At 69.6% G+C, this 20991-nt stretch carries 9 protein-coding genes and 2 pseudogenes; 3 read left to right on the top strand and 8 right to left on the bottom strand.

Annotated features, from left to right (window positions below):
- Positions 1-71 precede the first annotated feature (71 nt).
- A complete protein-coding gene (locus ACF08D_RS01665; RefSeq protein WP_392220461.1) occupies positions 72-2687 on the top strand; it encodes a DUF262 domain-containing protein in 2616 nt (871 codons plus the stop codon).
- A gap of 29 nt (positions 2688-2716) precedes the next feature.
- On the opposite strand, the gene ACF08D_RS01660 is transcribed toward ACF08D_RS01665, so the two are convergent.
- The 5 genes and pseudogenes from ACF08D_RS01660 to ACF08D_RS01640 all read right to left on the bottom strand — a co-directional run.
- Positions 2717-3241, bottom strand: coding sequence for a ComF family protein (locus tag ACF08D_RS01660; protein ID WP_392220459.1), 525 nt, complete (start codon positions 3239-3241; stop codon positions 2717-2719).
- A 233-nt stretch (positions 3242-3474) separates the two neighbouring features.
- The gene (locus ACF08D_RS01655) at positions 3475-4437 is read right to left on the bottom strand and encodes a DNA-processing protein DprA (protein WP_392220457.1); all 963 of its coding nucleotides are present in this window, start codon (positions 4435-4437) and stop codon (positions 3475-3477) included.
- 488 nt (positions 4438-4925) lie between these two features.
- Positions 4926-5474, bottom strand: a complete 549-nt coding sequence (locus ACF08D_RS01650; RefSeq protein ID WP_392220456.1) for a hypothetical protein — start codon at positions 5472-5474, stop codon at positions 4926-4928.
- On the bottom strand, positions 5471-6541 hold the full coding sequence (locus ACF08D_RS01645) for a ParA family protein (protein ID WP_392220454.1): 1071 nt from the start codon (positions 6539-6541) through the stop codon (positions 5471-5473). Before ACF08D_RS01645 ends, ACF08D_RS01650 begins: the two co-directional genes overlap by 4 nt.
- Before the next feature lie 102 nt (positions 6542-6643).
- Positions 6644-7036: pseudogene (locus tag ACF08D_RS01640) on the bottom strand (ATP-binding protein); the annotation flags it as partial.
- Between the two features lie 261 nt (positions 7037-7297).
- Between ACF08D_RS01640 and ACF08D_RS01635 the strand changes: the two are divergent.
- Together ACF08D_RS01635 and ACF08D_RS01630 are read left to right on the top strand one after the other, a co-directional pair.
- Positions 7298-8181: pseudogene (locus tag ACF08D_RS01635) on the top strand (Scr1 family TA system antitoxin-like transcriptional regulator).
- Entirely contained in the window at positions 8178-8378 is a 201-nt protein-coding gene (locus ACF08D_RS01630; RefSeq protein WP_392220452.1) for a DUF397 domain-containing protein, read from the top strand. The pseudogene ACF08D_RS01635 and the gene ACF08D_RS01630 overlap by 4 nt, the downstream one beginning before the upstream one ends.
- A gap of 24 nt (positions 8379-8402) precedes the next feature.
- On the opposite strand, the gene ACF08D_RS01625 is transcribed toward ACF08D_RS01630, so the two are convergent.
- From ACF08D_RS01625 to ACF08D_RS01615, 3 genes are all read right to left on the bottom strand, one after another.
- The gene (locus tag ACF08D_RS01625) at positions 8403-12566 is read right to left on the bottom strand and encodes an Eco57I restriction-modification methylase domain-containing protein (protein ID WP_392220450.1); all 4164 of its coding nucleotides are present in this window, start codon (positions 12564-12566) and stop codon (positions 8403-8405) included.
- Positions 12563-15556: a helicase-related protein gene (locus tag ACF08D_RS01620; protein WP_392220448.1), complete on the bottom strand. Its 2994-nt coding sequence runs from the start codon at positions 15554-15556 to the stop codon at positions 12563-12565. The genes ACF08D_RS01625 and ACF08D_RS01620 overlap by 4 nt, the downstream gene beginning before the upstream one ends.
- Positions 15557-15694: 138 nt before the next feature.
- Complete coding sequence (locus ACF08D_RS01615) at positions 15695-20965, bottom strand: DEAD/DEAH box helicase (RefSeq protein WP_392220446.1); 5271 nt, start codon at positions 20963-20965, stop codon at positions 15695-15697.
- Positions 20966-20991 lie beyond the last annotated feature (26 nt).

The following is a 20991-nucleotide window of genomic DNA, read 5'->3' as shown; positions in this document are numbered from 1 at the left end:
CCTGTCTGTCAGCGGGAAGCCCTAGGTTCTTCCCACGCGCTACGACTGGACCTATCACCGAGGGGGACGCCGTGCAGGCGAAGGAGACACTGTTCGCCGATCTCGTCCAGGGCAGGGCCCAGCAGTTCCAGGTGCCGCTCTACCAGCGGACATACTCCTGGACGGAGAAGCAGCTCGGACAGCTGTGGACCGACATCCTGGAGCAGGCCGAGCTGCTGGAGTCCGGGGAGAAGGCGAGCACACACTTCCTGGGGTCTGTGGTGCTCGCGCCGTCGCCGCAGAATGAAGCGACGTTCCCCCGCTGGCTCGTCGTCGACGGTCAGCAGCGGCTGACCACGCTGTCGCTCGCCCTGGCCGCAATCCGCGACCACATAGCGGACGGCGAGCCGGACGAGGCCGAGCGCATCGACGAGGAATACCTCATCAACAAGCGCAAGAACGGCAGCGATCGCCTCCGGCTGCTGCCGACCCAGGCTGACCGGGCGCAGTTCGCGGCATACGTTCGCGGGCCGCTCTCGGAGCAGGCCGCCGGCGGAGCCGTCGCCGCCGCCTACGGCTTCTTCCGCCGCAAGCTCGTCGAGGCCGCCGATCCGGCCGCCCCGCAGGACGTGCTCCGCATCGAGGAGGCCATCACCTCCCGGCTCACGCTGGTGGCGGTGACAGCCGAGCGCGCGGACAACGTGCACCGGATCTTCGAGTCCCTCAACAACACCGGACTCAAGCTGAGCCAGGCCGACCTGCTGCGCAACTACCTGTTCATGCGGCTGCCCACCCGCGGTGAGCACATCTACGAGACCTACTGGCTTCCGCTGCAGGACAGTCTGAGCAACGACGAGCTGGAACAGCTCATGTGGCTTCAGTTGGTGCTCGACGGGGACGACCGGGTCCGCCGCCAGGACCTGTACGCGGCTCAGCAACAGCGCTTCGAGCGGGGTGAGGTCAGCGAGGCGGAGATCGAGGCGTACATCAAGGAGTTGTACCGGCGCGGCGCCCTCTTCCGTCGACTGCTCCACCCCGAGGAGGAGGCGAACAAAGCGGTCCGCGCCCATCTGCACCGGCTTGACACCTGGCAAGCCCAGGTCACCTATCCCGCGCTGATGCTCCTGCTCGACCGGCGCCAGCGAGGGGAGCTGGATTCCGCGGACACGGCGCGCGCGATGTCGTACATCGAGAGCTTCCTGGTGCGCCGGATGATGTGCCGGGTGCCGACGAACAACCTCAACAGGATCTTCCAGGCGGTGCCCGGACAGCTCCCGCTGGACGTGGCCGTCGCCGACGGACTGCACCAGCTCCTCTCCGCCGAGAACCGCTTCTGGCCCGACGACGACGAACTGCGCGAGAAGGTCCGGACGGCGCCCTTCTACAAATTCGGACGCGGACACCAGCGGAAGATGGTGCTCCAGCGCCTGGAGGAGAGCTACGAGCATCCCGAACCAGTCGACTTCGCCACCGCGCAGCTCACCATCGAGCACGTCATGCCGCAGTCGCCGGGCGACGAGTGGCTCCGGATGCTGAGCGAGGACGTGGTCGACGGCGAGAGCGCGGAGGACCTGCACGCCCGACTCCAGCACGTGCTCGGGAACCTGACGCTCACCGCGGTCAACGCGGAGTTGTCCAATCATCCCTTCGAGCGCAAGCAGGGCCTGCTCCGGGGCAGCCACCTGGAGATGAACCGCCGCATCGCGGCCACAGAGCGGTGGGGCGCGGACGAGATCCGCGCCCGTGCCGACGAACTCGCTGACCGCGCGATCGCGCTGTGGCCGGCCCCGCTGCGCGGAGTCGGCCGAGCAGAGCGGAGCCGGGACTGGAACCTGGCCCACCAGGTGCTCGCCGCGCTCCCCCACGGCACCTGGACGTCGTACGGCGATCTCGCGGCGTTCATCGGCTCCGGCGCCCAGGCCGTGGGCAACCATCTGGCCAATACGCCGGGGGTGGCCAACGCCTACCGGGTGCTCACTGCCGAGGGCAAGGTCTCCGACGGCTTCCGCTGGACGCCTCAGGACGCGGGAGGAGACGTCCGGGCCCGGCTGAGCGCCGACGGCGTGCGCTTCACGGCCGGCGGGGCCGCCGATCCTGCGCAGCGCCTCTCCGCAGACGACCTCGCTCTGCTGGTCGGCGGAGCTGAAGACGACCAGGCCGATGGCAAGGAGAACGCAGCGCAGCCCACCCGGGAAAGCCAGGTTGAGCAGACGCACACCGACCCGTTCTACCTTCAGCTCGTGGCGGAGAACTCCCCCGAGAGGCGGTTCTTCCGTCAGCTCGCGAGAAAAAATTCCTTCGGGACGGTGGAGGCGGTGCGCGCCCTCTTCGACCGCTGGGAAGAAATCGGCGGCTCAATCCTCCACCTGGGAAACGACCACGTCATCGGCGCGAACCTCACGCTGGGCGAGGCGGGCACCCCGGGCAGTGGGATCTCACCAATGGGCCTGCTCCCGAGTCCCGGGGGCGGCACTGGGTACGTCCCCTTCCAGACGCTGGCCGTACATGAGCCTTTCACCGACCACGCCCTGCGTGCCGAATTCCTCAGGCTCCTGAACGAACTTGAAGGTGTCGACCTCCAGGAGAGAAAGCCGGGGCCGGACCCCAGCTTCCTGCTGTCCGTGCTGGGGAACGACCGCAACCGAGAGCTGCTCGTCGAGGCTTTGATGTGGCTTCGGGACCGTTGGGAGAGCCGGGACGCGGGCTGAGACAGGGCTCAGGGAGCTCCGGTCGATGGTCACGAGTCGAAGAGTGCCCCCTGGCGGTCCGCCCCTCGCCACGGGGCGCGAGCGAGGACGAGGCCTCTCACCTCAGCCGCGCCCGCCTCGCGCAGCAGGCGGGCGACGGCCTGCATTTGCTGGCCGGTGGTGAACAGGTCGTCGAAGAGCAGGAGGGTGCGGTCCTGTACGCGCCGCTCGATGCGGATGGCCTTGGCGTGGGCGGCGGCCGCGAGGCGTTTGGCCTCACGGTTCTTCCCAGCCGAGCGGTCGGTGTCCACGAGCTTGACCAGGATTGGGGAGGCCGGAAAAGGCCAGCGGCCGGCTGCGTCCTCGACGGCAGCGGCCTTCAGGATTTCCTCGATGTGCCGGATCGGAGTGCGGCCCGTCCAGGTGGGGTTGCCGACGATTAAATCGATACCGTCCATCCGGTCCGGGTTGCGCTCCATCCATCCGACGACCAGGCGCCCGAAGATGGTGGCCCAACCCCAGGCCCCGTCGTACTTCAGGCGCCGCACCGCGTTCTCCAGGTCACCCGAGAACATCGCGACGGCGTCGACCCGGCTGAACCCACGTTCGTCCGGAAGCAGTCCGCATAACGCGTTGGGGCACCGGCGTGCCACTCCGAGCGCCTGGCTGCACACCGGACAGTGGGCGTCGGGAAGAGGCTCCAAGGAGCGAGCCACGCACGTGGCACATATGGAGGCGCTGCCTCCCAGGTAGTACGGGCAGCGGGCGCAGTGCGGGAAGCCAAGGGGTTCGAGTCCCTCGACGTGTCTCACAGGATGGCCAGCGCGAGCTGCTGGCGCTGCTCACTCGCCTTGCGCATCTGTTCCGCTCCGGCCAGCCCGTCCAGTACGTCGGCCAGCTCGTCGACCACGGTCGCGCGCCCCTCCTCCAGCATCTTCGCCGCCCATGGCTGGGCGGCGACCAGGGAGCGCAGCAGGAACGCCCGCTTGCCGTGCTCCGAGGCGATGCGCGCCTGCATCTTCGCGCCCGAGGTGCGGGAGGCCTCGATGACGACCGTGCCCTGGGTGAAGCCGCTCATGGTGACGTTGCGGCGGGGGAAGGTCCAGCGGGCCGGACCGGACGTCGGCCAGAACTGGGAGACGACGGCGCCGCCCTCGGCGACGATCCGTTTGGCGAGGCCCCGGTTCTCCGTCGGGTACATGGGCGCGGCGATCCCTGTGCCGATCACGGCGACCGTGCGACCGCCCGCGTCGAGGGTCGCCGTGTGGGCTGCGGTGTCGACGCCGCGGGCCAGACCAGAGGTCACCACGACTGAGTGCTCGGCCAGCGCGCGGGCCATCCGTGCCGCCCGCCTGCTTCCGTCCTCGCTCACGTCCCGGGTCCCGACGACGGCCACGGACCGGGCGTCCCGGTCCTCCAGCTTCCCGCAGACCCACAGGAAGGGCGGCAGGTCCGGGATCAGGCGGAGGTTCGCCGGATAGTCGTCGTCCAGGACGGTGACCAGGCGGGCACCGGCCCGCTCGGCGGCCTCTGCCTCGACGGCCACCCTCGCCTCCTCGTCCTGGAGTGAGCCGAGCGTCGCGCCAAGTAGTTCCTCGGCCTTCGCGGCCGCCTTGGACTTCTCGGGCACCCGTCCCCGGTACAGCTCGTTAAGCCCGCCCGGCCGCTGCGCGACTCTGGCCAGCAGCTTCCAGTCGAGTGTCGCGCCCTCGTGCCTGAGAGCGCAGAGCAGCAGCAGGCGGTGCTGCTCGTCCGTGATCATCGTCTTCATCCTTCTACTCCGTCGTACATGTTCGAAGGACGCAGGGGGTCTGGTTCCGGCCTCGTGGCGCGTTGCCTCAGTATGACCCGGCAGCGCGACCCTCGGGGCCCGAACAGGAAATAGCTCGCGCGTTCTATTTCTTCTCAGGCATGTTACTGCCGGGTCACGGTCGGCCGCCAGACGCACTCCGACCCAGCCGTCTTGCCACCAGGGTGATGGGGCTCGCATCCCCAGGCACCGGCGAGCAAGGCGACAAGGAGCAGACCGCGCCGGGACCCCGGCTCGGGCAGGCGGCCACCCCGGGCTTCCGTGACCTCGATCCGCAGGGTGCCGGCCGTGAGGGTCAGAGCGAGTCGGGCGTCGCGGTCCCCGACCCGGCCGTGCAGGGCGGCGCTCGCGGTATGAGGCGGGCGGGCTGTTCGGCTTCCGGTTCTGACCGCATCACCCGCCCCCTCGGCTCCGTTGTGGGCGAAGCCGCTCGTCGCGCCCGGCTCACCTCACGTCGACGAGTCCTCGGCCGCCGGGCCGGCGGCCTCATCGTGCTGCAGAGCGGGCTGCTCCGGCCGCCCCCGGAAGGCGGCTCCCTTAGCTGTCCGCGATTCGACGCGTTCCACGATGCGGTCGATGACCCGTTGAGGGTCCTTCCACTTCAGTGCCAGCCGGTCGTGATCCATCCCGTGTTCGGAGACGATGTCCCGCAATTGTTCGAGGCCGAGCTCGCTCAGGCTCGAACGGAGTCCCGTCTCGCCGGTCTCGGCGAACACCGCGAACGGGTCGATCACTCCCGGAGCTCGCCGGCTACGCCTCGGGCGTTCCGCCAGCCGAGGTGCGGTCTGCCCATTGGGGAGCGTCAGCGCCTTGGCCAGCGCTCGGGCGAAGCGTGTCGTGCGTGCTGCTTCGGACGCCACCACACCGAGGACACGCGCGAGCGTCGCCGCGAGCTCCGGGTCGGACGCGCCGAGCCTGTTCAAGGCTTCTTCGGCCTCCCGCACCTGGGCGTTCAGGAGACCATTGTCGTCGGGCCAACTGTCACTCTGCTCGGTCACGCCTTCTCCTCGACCAGTTCGATGAACTCCTGCGTCATGCCGCGGAAAGCGTCGAACCCGCCCTGGTAGCCGTACTTCTGCCGCAGGGTACCGCGACCGACGAACTCCGCCGAACCGGCGATGTCGTTCTTCTCGGGGATGAAGGTCGGCAGCACGGCGGGGAGCTTCTTGTCTCCCTGAAGTCGCCTGACGGTGTTCCAGTGGACCGTCGAATTTGCCTTGTATTTCGTGATGACGATGCCGATCTCTTTGATGGTCTCCCCCAGGTCTTCCGCGAAGGCCCGCACCCGCCGCTGGATCTGAGGGATTCCGTAGGTGGACAGGACGTCGGGAATGGTCGGGATGATGTATCCCTCGGAGATACGCAGACCGTTCAAAGTGACGATGCCGAGGTTGGGAGGGCAGTCGACGAGCACGTAGTCATAGTCATCGATGATCTTCCGGATCGCCTTGCGCAGGAGATCGGTGGGGTTGTTGGCGTGGAAGCGCCCCCTGGGCATGGACGCCAGGCGATCCTGCACATCGATGAGGTCCAGCGAAGAAGGCAGGAGGTCCACCTTCGTCACCGCGTCCACCGAAGAGACATTGCGCTGGAGCGTCTTCTCCAGGTCGAACTCCAGAGGCTCGTCCTCGGGCCGGAGGGCATCCTTGAACAGGGTCGCCAGGGTGTATCCCTCGTCGTTGAGCTCCTCCCACTTCTCCTCCCCGATCAGGACCGTGGTCAGATTGGTCTGCGGGTCGAGATCGACCACCAGGACCCGCTTGCGGAACTCCGCGGACAGGAACTCCGCGAGTCCGGCCGTGGTGGTGGTCTTCCCGACGCCGCCCTTCAGGTTGATGGTCGAGATGACATGGGCTTTGGGGGCCATGTGCTTCTTCCTCCGTTTGAGGTAGCGCTGAATCTGACTCGCCCGGAAAACCGGCCCGCTCCGCAGGTCCGCGACGGGAGCGGGGAAGTGTTTGTCACGGGCGCGCCAATTCGCTACGACCGTCCGACCCACCCCCGCCATCTCCGCCACTTCGAACAGTCCGACGAGTTGGTCATCCACCTCGGGTATGCCTTCCATGACATCTCCCCGTGAACGGCCTTCACGATTACCTGTTAAGCGTGAAGGTTGTTCACGATCACCGTCAATCCGCAACTACGCCGATTAGATGCATAGTTGAGTTCACGCGCCCCCCTTGAGCGCGGGTTCACGCCGGCCGCACTCGGCCCAGACTGTCTTGCCGATGGGATGGTGGGGCTCGCATCCCCAGGCATCGGCAAGCGAGGCGACGAGGAGCAGGCCGCGCCCCGACTCGCCGTCCCCATCTCCGTCGCCATCTCCGCCTGGTGCCGGTTCGGGCAGGTGGTCACCCCGGGCGTCCGTGACCTCGATGCGCAGGGTGCCGGCCGTGAGGGTCAGGGCGAGGCAGGCGCGGCGGCCCCGTACGCGGCCGTGCAGGGCGGCGTTGGCGGTGAGTTCCGCGATGAGGAGTGAAGCCGTGGCCACGTCCTCGTCGTCGGCCGGGGCCTCCGGGCAGTCTCGCTGGTCGACGAGCCAGCGTTCGGCGGCGTGGCGGGCGGCGTGGGCGCCGTGTCTGCTGGTGGGGAACGTGAAGCGGAAGTGGTGGGTGGTGGCGGTCGGTTCACCGGTGACGGTGACGGTTTACTGGATCACCTCACCGAGAGTGACGGAGTGCTTCTACTGTGTAGAGGGTGCGGGGCGGTACGGAGGGTGACGGTCCCGGGGCGGAGGACTGGATGTCCGGGCGTACGGCCGTGACCTGGCCGGACGATCGGCGGTTCGCCCTTGGTGCGACGGAAGTGGGAGTGGTACGGGATGGCGGCACAGGCGGGCGGGTCGGGGGTTCCCACCGGCGGTGAGGCAGACGGTACGGACGAGGTGGCCGACCTGTTCCGGGCGCTCGGGCGGCAGATCAAGGTTGCGCGGGCCCGGGCCGGGATGAGCCAGAAGGAGCTGGGCGACCGGCTCGGGTACGGGGAGGAGACGATCTCGTCCGTAGAGCGGAGGCGGCGGACGCCCCAACCTGAACTGCTGGTCGCGGTGGATGAGCTGCTGGAGTGCGGGGGGGGCTGCTGGCGTCTGCGGCTGAGGATGTGGAGCGGGCGCGGGCGCGGGCGCGGAGGAGGGTGCGGCATCCGGAGTGGTTTCGGGATTATGCGCGGTTGGAGCTGGAGGCGGTTGAGCTCCATTACTACGGCGCACTGTCGTTGCCGGGGCTGCTTCAGACCGAGGGGCACGCGCACGCTGTCTTCGCCGCCCGCAGGCCGTTGCTCGACGAGGAGACCATCGAGCAGCGCCTGGCTGCCCGGCTGGCCCGCCAGGAGATCCTGACTCGCTGGCCACCGCCGCTCGTGACGTTCACGATCGAGGAGTCTGTGCTCCAACGGCCCATCGGCGAGCGGGACGTGCATCGGGAGCAGTTGAAGCGACTGCTGGAGGTGGCCCCACTGCGCAATGTGGAGCTTCAGGTAATGCCCACCGATCGGTCGGACCATCGGAGTCTGGGCGGCCCCTTCACACTGCTCACTCCGAAGGGGAAGCCTCAAGTCGGCTATTTGGAAGTACAGAACGTCAGCAGGCTGGTGACCGACCCCGAAGAGGTACGTATGCTTGCCGCGCGCTACGGCAGCATCCGCGCCCAGGCCCTCACTCCACGAGAGTCCCTGGCCCTGATCGAAAAGTTGCTGGGAGACCGATGAGTACCGAACAGCCCGCACCACTCAGCTGGTTCAAGAGGACATACAGCAGCGGCGAAGGCGGCGAGTGCGTCGAGGTCGCCGCCGACGCTATGGCCGTCCACATAAGGGACTCCAAGGAGCGGGGCGGTCCGCAACTCGCGTTCACGCGGGGCGCGTGGACCGGGTTCGTCGCGGACCTCGGGCGGGACGGGTTCTGACCCACCCGCCCGAGGCTGCGGCACTCAGGCCACGTGACGCGGGCCCTTCCCCGGCGGCGGGTCGAGTACGGTTCGGTACTCGTCGCCGGCTGCGCGGGCCTCCTCCATGCGGTCGTAGATGTCGAGGATGAGGCCCTTGGTGCGGTAACTGCCGTAGGTGGCCTCCTCGTCGCTCTTGAGGCGGGAGAACGCGTCCATGACGTACTCCGCGTCATCGCGAGCCAGTCCATAGAGGTGGAAGAAGGCCGCGTCCAGCTCTGCACGCAGCAATCCGCGCCGCTCCTCATCCCACCGGAACGGACGTCCTGTCACGCCGATCGCCCTGGCGAAGGCCGCCATGTCACAAGCGGTATAGGCAAGTTCAGCCACTCTTGCAGCAACCCACTCCGCCACCGTTTCGCCGCTGCTCCATGGACACGGCTGGTCACCCGTCTCAGGGCTGGGCACTGGAAGCTGGTAGGCCGTGAAGAACTTCAGGTGTGTACCGCTGAACTTCTGACGCGCCACGAAGTCGAGCACGTAAGAGGACAGCGCCGCCTGGAGCAGTGCAGGATTGCCGAAGGAGGGCAACATCAGCAACGTGCCGTCAGGAACGGCAGTGCGACGCAGAGCAGTGTTGATCATGGTTCGGCGATCCGAGATTCGGCAGATATCACGCCACCCCAACAGCCAGTCCTCGTACCACTCCTTGTCCGCCAACCGCGTCTCCACCCCCGCCCACATGATCCGGTTCCCCTTCTTGTCCCGCTTGCCGGAGTCCACGTCCTGCTCCGGCACCCAGTACCGGGGCATCGGAGCGAAGTCCGGATCGTCGTGTTGTTCCGGCGTCACGCGCGGGAGGGTGCCGACGTTGGCCTGGGCCTGGGTCTGGCCCTCGTACGTGCCGAGGCGGTGGTCGAAGTGGTGGAGCATCTTCGCCTCGTACAGCGGGAGATAGTGGCGCGTCTTCCCCTCTTCATCGACGCGCGTGAAGACGTTGCCAATCAACTGCCAGCCCTCGTCCGCGAGTTCCTGTTTGTCCTTGAACAGGTGGGAGTCGTTGGCCATGTCGAGCATACGCATGAACGTCAGGCCCCACGGGTTGGTCCCGCCCCAGCCGTTCTCGTCCGGCTCCTTCATCAGCACCGGGACCCGGCGGTAGATCCCGAGGGTGATCTCCGCATCGCGCCGGGTGCGGAACACCGGAAGCGTGCCCGTGTTGGGGTTGACCAGCAGGATCTCCTCCGGGGGCATGGCGAACCGCCGGCCGTCCAGGTCCTCCATGTATCGGGTGCTGAAGGCGAAAGACGCCTCGTCGACGCGCGCGCCGACGCCGGTGACGGTGAACAGGGAGAAACGCACCGAGTGGTGCACGTCCCTGCTGAGGATGAACGCCTCGTTCTCGAAGTCCAGGAACGACGCGAGTCGAGCCTTGCGCACCAGGTCCGAGAAGAACGGCGCCGTCGTGGCGTCGGTGGCAATGCCGGTCGGCAGGACCAGGCCCAGCCGCCCGGTCGGCGCGATGCCCAGCGAGGCGGCCTCGGCAAAGACGGCGTACGTGTTGACGTCGCCGCGTCCGGCCAGCGGGAAGCGGCCCGAGTCGCGGAGCAGATGACTGACGCCCTCGGAGAGGCGGCGCGCGTCGATGAACTCGCTGTGCAGCGTGCGGTCCGTCTCCTCCTCGCTCTCGGCTAGCGCGTCGATCATGCGCTCGCGGGCCGCCTTGTTCGCGGCGTTCGCGATCTTCTCGTCACGAGTGGCGAAGAACTCCTGCTCCTGGAGCTTGACCCGCTCCCACGGCGGATTCCCCAGCACACAGCTGAACCCGCCCTTCCACCCGGTCCGCTCGTCCACCCCCGGCGCCTTCGCATCCGCCGGTACCCGGAACACCTCCGGGAACTCCAGGTGCCAGTGGAAGAACCGGTACTCCTCCCGCAGATCCTCGATGTGCTTCAACGTACCGTCGGGCAAGCTCGCGCCGCCGTCCTCTGAGTGGAGGGTCAGCAGCGACTGCGTGGTCAGCGCGGGCGGCGTCGCCGTCTTCGTCTTCTTCCAGACGAACGCCGCGCACCATGCGTCGGCCAGCTCCAGTGCCCGAATGTAGTCCGGGGAGGTGGTCAGCTCCCGGTACGCCTTGGCCTGGTTCTGGACGTCCTCCAGTTCCTGCGAGTCCGTCCCCGTGATCGCCGAGACCTTCTCACCGAACTCCGCGTTGGACTCGGCCAGCACCTCCTCCTCCGCGAACAGCGCGTCCTGCTTCGCCCCGTGGCGCAGCGCGACCTTCCACGCCGTCCGCTCCGCGGCGTTGCGCTTCCTCAGGTCGGTGACATGCTTCGGCTCGTCGCCCTCCAGCGGCTTGAACGCGTCGTCGGGCAGGCCCCCGGCCAGCAGCTTCGGCGTCGTGCCCAGCAAGCCGTTGCCGTGCTTGATGTGGGCGTCGAGGAAGGTGAGCGGCCGGCCCGGTTCCATCGCCTCGATCCACAGGGACACCTTGGCCAGCTCCACGGCCATCTTGTTGAGGTCGACGCCGTACACACACCGAGCGATGACGTCGCGGAGCGCGTGCCGTACGTCCTCGGCGCTCGGCTCGGGGTCGTCGGTGCGGATCTCGGCGAGGCGGCGGGCGATACGGCGGGCGGCGGCGACCAGGAAGTGGCCGGAGCCGCAGGCGGGATCGCACACCGTCAGGGCGAGCAATGCCTCCTCGCGCTCCTTCTTCGTCGTACCGGACTTGACGGCCTGGTCGATGACCGGGTCGAGCGTAGAGTCGAGGAGGCAGTCGATCAGCGGGGACGGGGTGTAGTAGGAGCCGGAGGTCTTGCGGTCGTTGCCGTCCAGCTTGGCCAGGACGTACTCGTTGCCCTCGCCGAGACGCGGCTCCAGTTCGAGTAGTGACTCGTAAACCGAGCCCAGCTCGTCGGCGCCGAGGTGCCGGTAGTCAACCTTTCGGGGTCGGCCCAGTTTGACGTCGTACACCTCGGACAGGGCGCGTACGGCCTCGTACAGTGCCTTGTTGGACAGGCTGAGGTCGTCCAGGATCGCGTCCGTGCGGGTGGGCTCGAACAGGCCGCCCAGCGCCGGGAGTCCGAGTTCGGGGCGGCCGCCGGGGGTGCCGAGTCCTTCGATGACCAGTCGCAGCGCCTGCCACTGGTCGCCGTGCAGGGTGCCGGTGCGGCGGGCGATGCGGCGCAGGCGGGCCGTGGAGAAGTACTTCTCGTACGTGTCGCGGGCCTGCTCGGTGGCGTCGGGGTGCAGGAGCAGGTCGCGGTCCTCGGTGACGAAGAGGAACAGCAGGCGGTAGGCGAGGCGCAGCAGGGCCGGGTGGAGGTCGTCGCGGACGTTCTTGTCGCGGCTGCGCAGGTCGTCGCGCAGGCCGGCGTTGTCGGGGTGGGCGATGAGGCCCGTGCCGATCACCGTCAGGGCCTTCTCGACGCCCTTGCGGAGTTCCTTCAGCGCGCGGGTGCCGCTGTCGATGGCCTCGGTGCGCCACTTTTCCAGCGGGCAGGTCGCGGCCGGATCGCCCTCGGCGCGGGGCTCGAAGCGGGTGCGGTGCAGCAGCCTCCACAGGAGGACGAAGTCGTCGGAGCGGTCGCCGTCGAAGATCGCCTGGAGGTCGAACTCGATGAAGGCGGCGCCGGTGAGGGAGGCGGACTCGCGCAGCAGACGCAGCTGGCGGCCGTTGGAGAGGATGCCCCAGAGGGTGGAGTCCGCCGAGCGGTTGAGGTACTCCTGCACCATCGACTGGGGGGCCTGCTTGGCCAGTTCGGTGGTGCGTGTGTCGAGGGGTACGTTCCAGCCGGTGAGGTGGACGGGGACGTGCGCCCAGTGGTGGCTGACCTCGAAGTCCTTCTCCCGCTCGTGGGAGGGCAGGCCGGGCGCGGGGACGGGGGTGAGGGCGCCGAAGCCGAGCTGCTCGAAGAGGGGCAGCAGCCAGCGTTCGGTGGTGACGCCGATCGCGTGCACGCCGGGGTCGGCGTCGGCGCCGTCGCGCGCCAGGGCGTCCTGGTAGGCGGCCCACACGCCGCGCAGGTAGCCCCAGGAGCGCTCGGCGGCGTCCCGTACCGAGTCGCCCTTGGCGTACAGGCGGTAGTCGGCGGGCTTGGAGCCGGTCTGTTCCTTGCCCTCCTTGATCCGGACCAGGAGGTCGTACGGCAGGAGGCCGCCGACGGTGGCGACGGTGTCGGTGACGAGGGTCCTGGCGGTACTCATGCGCCCACTCCCTGAGGGAACGTCGGGGCCGGGCGGTAGTGGTACACGCCCAGGATGTCCGGGTCGCCCTGGGGGACGACCTTCAGGCCCGCGAGGCGGGCGCGGGAGGCGGTGCGGACCCTGCGGTGCGAGGCCTCCAGGGTGCGTCCCAATTCGGCCGACTGATCTCGTAGTTCGGGCATGATCGCGGGCAGGGCGGCCAGGATCTCGGCGATGTGCTCGGTGGCGAACTTCGGGTCGGTGTTCTGTGTGGCGCGGGCGCCGAGTAGGGCCACGGCCTCGTCCTCCGGCAGCCACTCGGGGGCGTCGGGCCGGCCTCGGTAGGCGACCACGCGGGCGTCCTCGGCGAGCTGTTCGCGCACCGAGCCGTCGCGGGCGGGCAGGTTCAGCTGGAAGCGGTGACGCACGAGCAGGAGCGTGGTGTTCCGTTCCACGGCCTTCGTACGGATGACTCCGCAGCGGCGGGCCGGGCGCTGCGACTGCGGGACCTTGCCGGCGTCGTCGAGGGCCGCGTCCAGGACGAAGCGGGCGACGGCGGCGACCACCGGGTCGGTGCGGGTGAGGGCGGCCTCGCCGCGCGGGGCGCTGGGGGCGTCGTGGAAGACGACCGGGCGAGGGTGGCGGGGGCCGAGCGCGTGCGAAATGGTGTCGCGCAGGCCCTCCGGAAGGGCGTCGGTGTGCGCGGTGAAGCCGCCCTGCTTCGTAGGGGCGGGCATACCGCTCAGGGCGCCCAGGGCGCGGCGGGTGAAGTCCCGTACCTCCTCGCCGGTGCCGAGCGCGGCACGGACCTCGTCGACCTCGGCGGCCACCTCGTCCTTCTTGATGGTGAGCTGGGCGTAGCGGGAGCGGTAGCGCTTCTCCCTCTCGGCGGAGGACTGCCAGGCGATCTCCAGCTGCTCGGCCACCTCCTCCTGTGCGAACAGCCCTTCCTGCTCGTAGGCCGCCCGCTCGCCGCGCAGGATTAGGCCCTCGAAGACGGCCTGCATGGCGCTCTCGGACTCCTGCGGCACGGGCACGGAGATACCGGTGACGCGGCGGATGCGCTCGTGCTTGCGGAGCAGGACGTTGAGGACGATGCCGTCGACGGGGTTGTCGGCGCCGTACAGGGTTAGCGCCTTGACGACGTCGGTGCGCTGGCCGAAACGGTCGACACGGCCCTCGCGCTGCTCGTGGCGGGTCGGGTTCCACGCGAGGTCGTAGTGGAGGACCGCGTCGAAGGACTCCTGGAGGTTGACGCCCTCGGAGAGGCAGTCGGTGGCGACCAGGACGCGGCGCTCGGGCGCGGGGTTGCCCTCCTCGTCGGTGCCGGTCAGCTCGGCGATGCGGGTGACCCGCTGGTCGGGCGAGAGTTCGCCGGTGACGGAGGCGACCGCGACCGGGTGTTCGGTGCCCTTCTTGTTGAGGATTTTCTTGAGGTGGTCGGCCACGTAGTCGGCGGTCGCGATGTAGCGGCAGAAGACGATGGGCCGGTAGCCCTGGTCGAGGAGGTCGGAGACGGTGGCGATCAGCTTCTTCAGCTTGGCGTCGCGGGTCGGGCCGTAGAGCTTCTTGGCCGCTTCGGCCATGGCGACCAGGCGGGCCTTCTCCTCGTCGTCGGCCACGTCGTCGATGTCGGCATCGGCCTCGGCGCCGGTGGGGTCGGTGCCGGTGGCCGCGGGACGGGCGGCCTTGGGGAGGCGGGTGCCCGGTACCGCGTCCGCGGACTCGGGGGTCTCGCTGTCGGCCGGGTCGGAGACGGTGCGCTCCCCGGTGCGGTCTGCCTCGGCGGGGGTGTCCGCCTCCTCGACGCCGGCGCGCGTGTTCAGGGATTGCACGGCGGCGGCCGGGGAGGAGGACAGGGTGCGCAGCAGGGCGAGGGTGGACCACCAGCGCTGGCGCTGCTGGAGGGCGCCGTCGGCCGCGCGTACGGTCTCGCGGGCGTACGACAGGACCTCGTCGAGGAGCTTCTTGTAGTCGCGGTGCAGGGTGTAGGCGGTCTCGGCGGTGTCCCGGGAGGACGGGAAGTGCGCGCCGTCCTGGAAGTCCTCACGGATGTCGGCGCGGCGGCGCTGCACGAAGAACTCGGCGAGCAGCCTGCGGCCCGCGTCGGTGTCGAGGGGGACGGCGGCCAGGCGGTCGTCGAGCAGGCCGATCAGACGGCGGAACGGCTCCTCCTTGCCGCTGTGCGGGGTGGCCGTGACCAGTAGGAGGTGGCGGTCGGTCCGGTCGGCGAGGGCGCGCAGCAGCGCGTACCGCTGCTGGGAGGAGCGGGCGGACGCGCCGACCGTGGTGTCGGAGACGCAGGAGTGCGCCTCGTCGACGATCACCAGGTCGGGGCAGTGGCGCAGGAAGTCCTCGCGGTGGCGGGGAGACTTGATGAAGTCGGTGGAGACGACGTACGCGCCGTCCGGGCGGAACACCGACTGGCCGTACGGGGTCTCACGCTCCAGGCGGCCGATCGTGGACGGCAGCACGAGACGGGCGTCGACGCCGAACTTGCCGTACAGCTCGGCCCGCCACTGCTCGGCCAGGGCGGGCGAGCACAGCACGACCAGGCCTCGAGCGTCGCCCTGCGCCAGTAGCTCGGCGGCGATCAGCCCGGCCTCCACGGTCTTGCCGATACCGACGTCGTCGGCGATCAGCAGCCGGACGGTGTCCTGGCGCAGCGCCATCAGCAGCGGGACCAGCTGGTAGGGGCGGGGGTCGACGGCGATCGAGGCGAGCGACCGGAAAGGGCCCGCGCCGGAGCGGAAGCCGATGCGCAGGGCGGTGCGCAGCAGCCCGGCGGCCTGCTGGTCGCCGAGGTCGGAGGGGGTGGGCGGGGCGAAGGTGGCGGGGACGACGGTCTCCAGGCCGGGCAGGACGCCCGCGATGTCGTCGTCGGCGCCGCCGAGCGGACGCAGGACCAGCAGGTCGGGTGCGGAGTCGGGCAGCACGACCCACTCACGGCCCCGGGCGTGGACGAGGGAGCCGACGGCGTACTGCCGGGTCGGCTGGGCGGCGGTGGTCATGCGGGCCTTCCGGTCGGGACGGTAGGGGTCGGGGCGGTAGAGGTCGTTCGGGCGGGTCGGCCGGGGCGGTGGCCGGGCGGATCGCGTGCGGCCGGTGGGACCGGGGCGGACCGAAGGGGTCCGTCCCAGTCCCTGAGATCAACGGCGCGCCTCGCCGAACACCGAAGGGTAGTCGGCCACGGCCTTCGACCAGTCGTCGTCGTAGCGGATGCGGACGACCTCCCAGCCGATCTCCTTCAGCCGCTCGGCGGCCTCCTCGTCACGCAGCGTCGTCTCCGCGTGGTCGTGGTGCGGGCCATCGACGAAGACCGCGACGGGGCCGAAGGAGGTGTCGTAGACGAAGTCCGGCTTGGACAGAGCCGTGCTCAACTTCACCTGCTGGTGGTCGGGCAGGCGGTGGCCGTGGGTCCTGAGGTAGGCGACGAACCGCTCCTCCAGGGAGGAGTCGGCGCCCTCGATGAGCGCGGCGGCCTGCTCGTCGCGGGTGCGGCCCACGTGGCTGGAGCCGACCTCGCCGCCCGCGAAGTCCATCAGCAGCTGCTTCACCAGGTGGCGGTCGATCATCCGGTGGTGGCGCTGGTTGCCGAAGGAGAGCAGGCAGTCGTAGCAGCCCTTCTCGCACGGGTCGCCGTTGCGCTTCTCGGCTCCCCGGTCGCGCCCCACTTGGTCGAAGTGCGCGATCTCCAGGGCCCGGCGGGCGGCGCGGGCGAGCGCGTCGGGCTCGGCCTGGAGGCGGCGCAGGACGCCAGCGCCGCCCTCGGCGCTCTCGATGAACAGCAGCCGCTCGCGGGGACCGTCGTGCGGCGGCAGCTCCTCGGTGTCCAGCTCGGAGTCCTCCAGCTGGAACTCGGCCTCGATGCCCCGCTCCAGCGCGTACTGGAGGGTGATCGCGGTGTCCTTGTCGACGGGGGCCGCGAGCTTGAGGACGAGGATGTTGCGAGTGTCCTGGACGTACGGGATGACGGGGATCTTGCGCACGACCTTCTCCGCGTCGACAAGTCCTTCGTCCTCCACCGGAGCCTCCCGGCCGGGCGCGCTCGTGCTCTGCCTGCCGGTCGAGCCGGCCAGCCACTGGCCGGTGACGGGGTCGAGCCAGAAGCCGATCTCGCCCTTGGCGACTGAGCGGCGGTAGCCCAGGTTGGTGAGCCGGACGGTGGCGCTGTCGCCGTGGACCAGTTCGGCGAGGAGGCGGCCGGCCGCGGCCTTCGCCTCGGCGCGCAGCGAACCGTCCCGGCCGTCCTCGTGCTGCTTGAAACGGTAGGAGATCTCCACCGCGTAGCCCGTGCGCTGGCGCTCCTCCTCGTCGGAGGAGATCCGGTCACGGCGGTGGGTGAAGACGGTGTGCAGGTGCAGCAGCCCGGTGCGGGGGGCGCCGTACGAGCTGCCGCAGCCCAGGCAGGTGTCCTCGCGCCGCTCCTCGGGGGACAGATAGCCGCAGCCCTGGCACACCTTGGCGCTCTCGGTGGTCAGTTCGCCGCTGGTGTCCGGCGGCAGCTGCACCCGGTCCACCTTGAATCGGCTGCCTTCGTGGTAGATCAGCGCGCCCGGCCCGAACTCGCGGATCGCGATGAACCGGGAGCGCTGGAGGTAGTCGCCGTCGTAGCCGCGGCTGGTGCGGCCGGTGCCGGGGATGTACGCGGCGAGCGGCAGCCGGGGGAAGGAGTAGCCGGGCAGGAAGCCCTCGGAGGCGAAGTAGCGGTACGGGTAGAAGTCGGACAGCACCGTGCGCTCGCCTCCCTGCCTGTTCTCCAGGAGCGCGATCTGGTTCTCCGCCTGGGCGCGGCGGCGGACGGCCTGGGCCTGGGAGCGGCCGGTCGCGGTGCGGTTGCGGATGTTGTCGTGCTGGATCTCCCGCTCCTCCAGGGCCTTGCGGTAGAGGTTCCGCCAGCGTCCGCACTTCTCGTCGAAACGCCCGGGGGCCTTGGCTACGGTGTCCTCCAGCCACTGCTCGTGCCACCAGGACGTCTCGCGCAGGGCGTCGACGCAGCCCGCGAGGACGGTGCGGGCCCGTGCCAGGGCGCGCTGCTGGGCAGCCGGCGTGCCGATCTGCTCCCGCACCCCGGGCAGCAGCTCCAGCGAGGGGGTCTTCCCGTCGGTGTCGAGGATCTTGGTCATGGTGCGGCCGAGTTCCAGGCGGGTCTCGGCGAGCCAGATGGCGTGCACGTGCGAGACGAGCAGGTCCTCGTTGGCCAGGTCGAGGCGGGGCGCGGCGACGGTGCCCGCGACCATCTGGTCGGAGCGGGTGAAGTAGTACTGGTCGTGGCTGTTGCCGGTTGCGCAGTACGTGGTGACTAGCGCGGGCTGGCCCGAGCGGCCCGCGCGGCCCGAGCGCTGCGCGTAGTTCGCCGGGGTCGGCGGGACGTTACGGAGGTTCACGGCGTTGAGGCTGGCGATGTCGACGCCGAGCTCCATCGTGGGCGAGCAGTACAACAGGGGCAGCGGCAGCCCCTTACTGAACAGCTTCTCCCGTTCCTCGCGGACGTCGGGGTGGACCTGGGCGGTGTGCTCTGCGGCGTGCAGACCGGCGAAGGTGGACGCGACCTCCTTGTAGAGACCCTTGAAGAAGGCGTTGACGCGGGGGCCCCGGCCGGTGCGGTAGGTGCGGCGCAGCCGGTCCACGGCGCCGTGCTCGTCGTCGCGGGCGTGCCAGCGGATCACCGGGTGGTGGATCTGGTAGCCGGGGTCCTCGCCCCGGCCCTGGGTGATCCGGCTCAGGACACCGCCGTCCGCGAGGATCTCGAGCAGGTCGCGGATCACGTCCTGGGCGTCATCGAGGGAGAGACCGTGGCTCCAGTCCGGAAAAGTCTCCGGCTTGCGGACGTGGCGGCCGAAAGCGCCGCGGCCGGTGAGGTTCTTCTCGCTGCGGCTACGGCCGGGCCGCCCCGCGCGCGGCAGGGCGACGGTCGGTGTGGGGGGCGCCGCCTCGGTGTCGGCGATCCCCCAGGCGTCGTTGAGCTTCGCCGACTCCTTGCGCAGCTCGTTGAACTTGGCCTCGGTGAAGTACGGGGTGTCCACAGCCCGCTGGCGGCGCAGCTCGTCCATGAGGACCCGGGCGAGATCGAGCCGGGTGGCGGGAGTGGCGGTGCGCAGCGGCCCCGCCGCCCGCTGCCAGCGCTCCTCGTCCTCGGCGATCTGGTCGAGCCCCGCGTATCCCAGGCCGAGCAGACCGGTCTGCTCCAGGTTGGGCATGGTGACCCGCCAGCCGCGCTCCAGGTCCAGGAAGAGCCGGTACTCGGCCACCTGGGCCAGCGCGTCCCGCGTCTCCTCGGCGAGCGCCTCCACTTCGGTGGGGTTGTTGGCGTACTCGTGCGGGGCCAGCCCCATGGCCTCGACAACCTCCTCGCCCAGCCGCTTCCAGCGCAGCCCCTTGTCCCCCGCCTTCAACATCGCGCGGTACAGCGCACCCCGCAGCTGGGTGACCATCACGAAGTCGTTGAAGTGCCCGGACTGCAGGCTGGCGTCCTGCCGGTTGTCGACGAAGGTGAGCAACTTGCGTGCGTCCTTGCCGAGTTCATTCTCCGGCAGACTCTTCAGGTGGCGCACGATGGAAGCGCTGACGACAGAAGTGGCCGTGGACCGGCCCTCCTGGTCGAGCGTCATCAGCTTGGCGAAATCCCGCTCCCGCACTTCCTCGTAGCTGACCCCGCACTCCAGACAGAACAGGAACGGCGCGGGCACGTAGGCGGCGTACAGGCCGACCCCGTCCTTGTTCACCGCCGTGCCGTCCGACCTCACCCACACGGGCTGCGGAGCACGCTTCTTGCGACTCGGGGTGAGGACGGGCATGCCCTTCTTCGGGTCGAGGGTGAGCCAGCTGTCGGGGAAGCGACGCTGGTCGATCGCGTCCGTGACCCGCTCGGGCCACGGGTTGGCGGCCGAGAGGTAGAGGTAGCCCTGCTCGTCGTCCGCGTCCTCACGGGTGCGGAAGGAGACTGTGCCGTCGTCGCTCTGCTCGCGGGCCACGGTGAGGTACTCCTGGCCGCACTCGCGGCAGAAGGACAGCGGCAGCAGGAGCTTCTCCGGCTCTCCGGGCACCCGCTGCTGGTAGGTGCGGGTAATGTGGCGGCTGTCCGCCGGCTCCAGGGAGACGTATGCCGAGCCGCCCTTGGAGAGGAACTGGTGGAGGCGGAACGCGAACAGCGCGCGGTCCTCGGCGTCGCGGACCTGCGTGCCGGCCCGGAGCGTGGATCGGATGGCCTTGGCGCATGCGGCGTACGGCACGTCCTCGGGTGCGTCGCGCGGGATACCGAAGGCGTCCTCGCGCAGGACACGCCCGGCCAGCTCCAAGGTGGTGGGCTTGGCCCGCACCAGCAGACGGGTGCCGTCCTCGTCGGTGGTCTCGGTGAGGCCGAAGGCGGTCTCGACCCAGCGGGCCAGCGGGTCGGCCTTGAGTGCGTCGTACTCCAGGGGAGGGTTGTTCTCCCTCACACGGGCGGCGAGTTCGGCACGCGTGGGGGTTGTGTCGTCGGTCGCGCGAACCAGTGTCTCGCCCACCACCCGGTCCGGGGAGATCTCCGTGTCGAACAGCGTGGAGGCGACCTCGGCGACCTCACGGCGGCGGGCTGCGGGGGTGCCCTTGGTGGACATGGTGGCGGAGGTGCCGACGCACTGCAGGGCGGGCGACTCGCACGCCTCGCGCACGCGCCGGACCAGCAAGGCGACGTCGGCGCCCTGACGGCCGCGGTAGGTGTGCAATTCGTCCAGGACGAGGAAGCGCAGGCCCTTGGCCCGGCCGATGAGCCGCTTGCGCTCCTCGGGGCGGGTGAGCATCAGTTCCAGCATCACGTAGTTGGTGAGCAGGATGTCTGGAGGGGTGTCGAGGACCGCGTCCTTCTCGGACTGCTTCTCCTGGCCGGTGTAGCGGGCGTACGTGACGGGCTCGTCGCCCTCGCCGTATCCGGCGGTGAGGAACTTCCTCAGCTCGCCCCGCTGGCTGTTGGCCAGCGCGTTCATCGGGTAGACGATGATCGCCTTGATGCTCGGGGGATCTCCGGGCCGCTTCTCGCTCAGGATCCGACTGACGATGGGCACGATGTAGCCGAGGCTCTTTCCGGAGCCGGTGCCGGTCGTCAGGACGTACGAGTCCTTCGAGTCGGCGGCCTCGATGGCGTCGCGCTGGTGCCGGTGGAAGCGGATGGGACGGATCGTCGCACCCCGTTTGTCCTTGCCGGTGCGGAAGATCCGCTTGCACTCGGGGTGGAGGAGGCCGAGGTCGTCGGCGAGGTGGTCGACGGTGCCGCCGCTCGCGAAGCTCGGGTTGAGCGAGAGCCAGGGATCGGGCCATTGGTCGCCGTCGGCAAGGGACTTGGACACCTTCTCGCCGATCCGCGGGTCGTCGATCACCACCGATCCGGACGTGTATTCCTTGTAGTCCCGGATGAGCCGACGGTGCACCTCGAAGACGTCCACGTGATCCTCACTAGCTCCCGACGTGA

The sequence above is a fragment of the Streptomyces sp. NPDC015131 genome (genome assembly GCF_043079975.1).
Lineage (GTDB): Bacteria > Actinomycetota > Actinomycetes > Streptomycetales > Streptomycetaceae > Streptomyces.
Note: the sequence above shows the minus strand (reverse complement) of the source record. Positions and strands in the feature narration are given on the sequence as shown.

What these genes read in the sequence shown, in the direction of transcription:
- ACF08D_RS01620 (WP_392220448.1), bottom strand. Translation starts at nt 15,556, where the DNA reads ATGACCACCGCCGCCCAGCCGACCCGGCAGTACGCCGTCGGCTCCCTC.
- ACF08D_RS01630 (WP_392220452.1), top strand. Translation starts at nt 8,178, where the DNA reads ATGAGTACCGAACAGCCCGCACCACTCAGCTGGTTCAAGAGGACATAC.
- ACF08D_RS01645 (WP_392220454.1), bottom strand. Translation starts at nt 6,541, where the DNA reads ATGGAAGGCATACCCGAGGTGGATGACCAACTCGTCGGACTGTTCGAA.
- ACF08D_RS01625 (WP_392220450.1), bottom strand. Translation starts at nt 12,566, where the DNA reads ATGAGTACCGCCAGGACCCTCGTCACCGACACCGTCGCCACCGTCGGC.
- ACF08D_RS01655 (WP_392220457.1), bottom strand. Translation starts at nt 4,437, where the DNA reads ATGAAGACGATGATCACGGACGAGCAGCACCGCCTGCTGCTGCTCTGC.
- ACF08D_RS01660 (WP_392220459.1), bottom strand. Translation starts at nt 3,241, where the DNA reads ATGTTCTCGGGTGACCTGGAGAACGCGGTGCGGCGCCTGAAGTACGAC.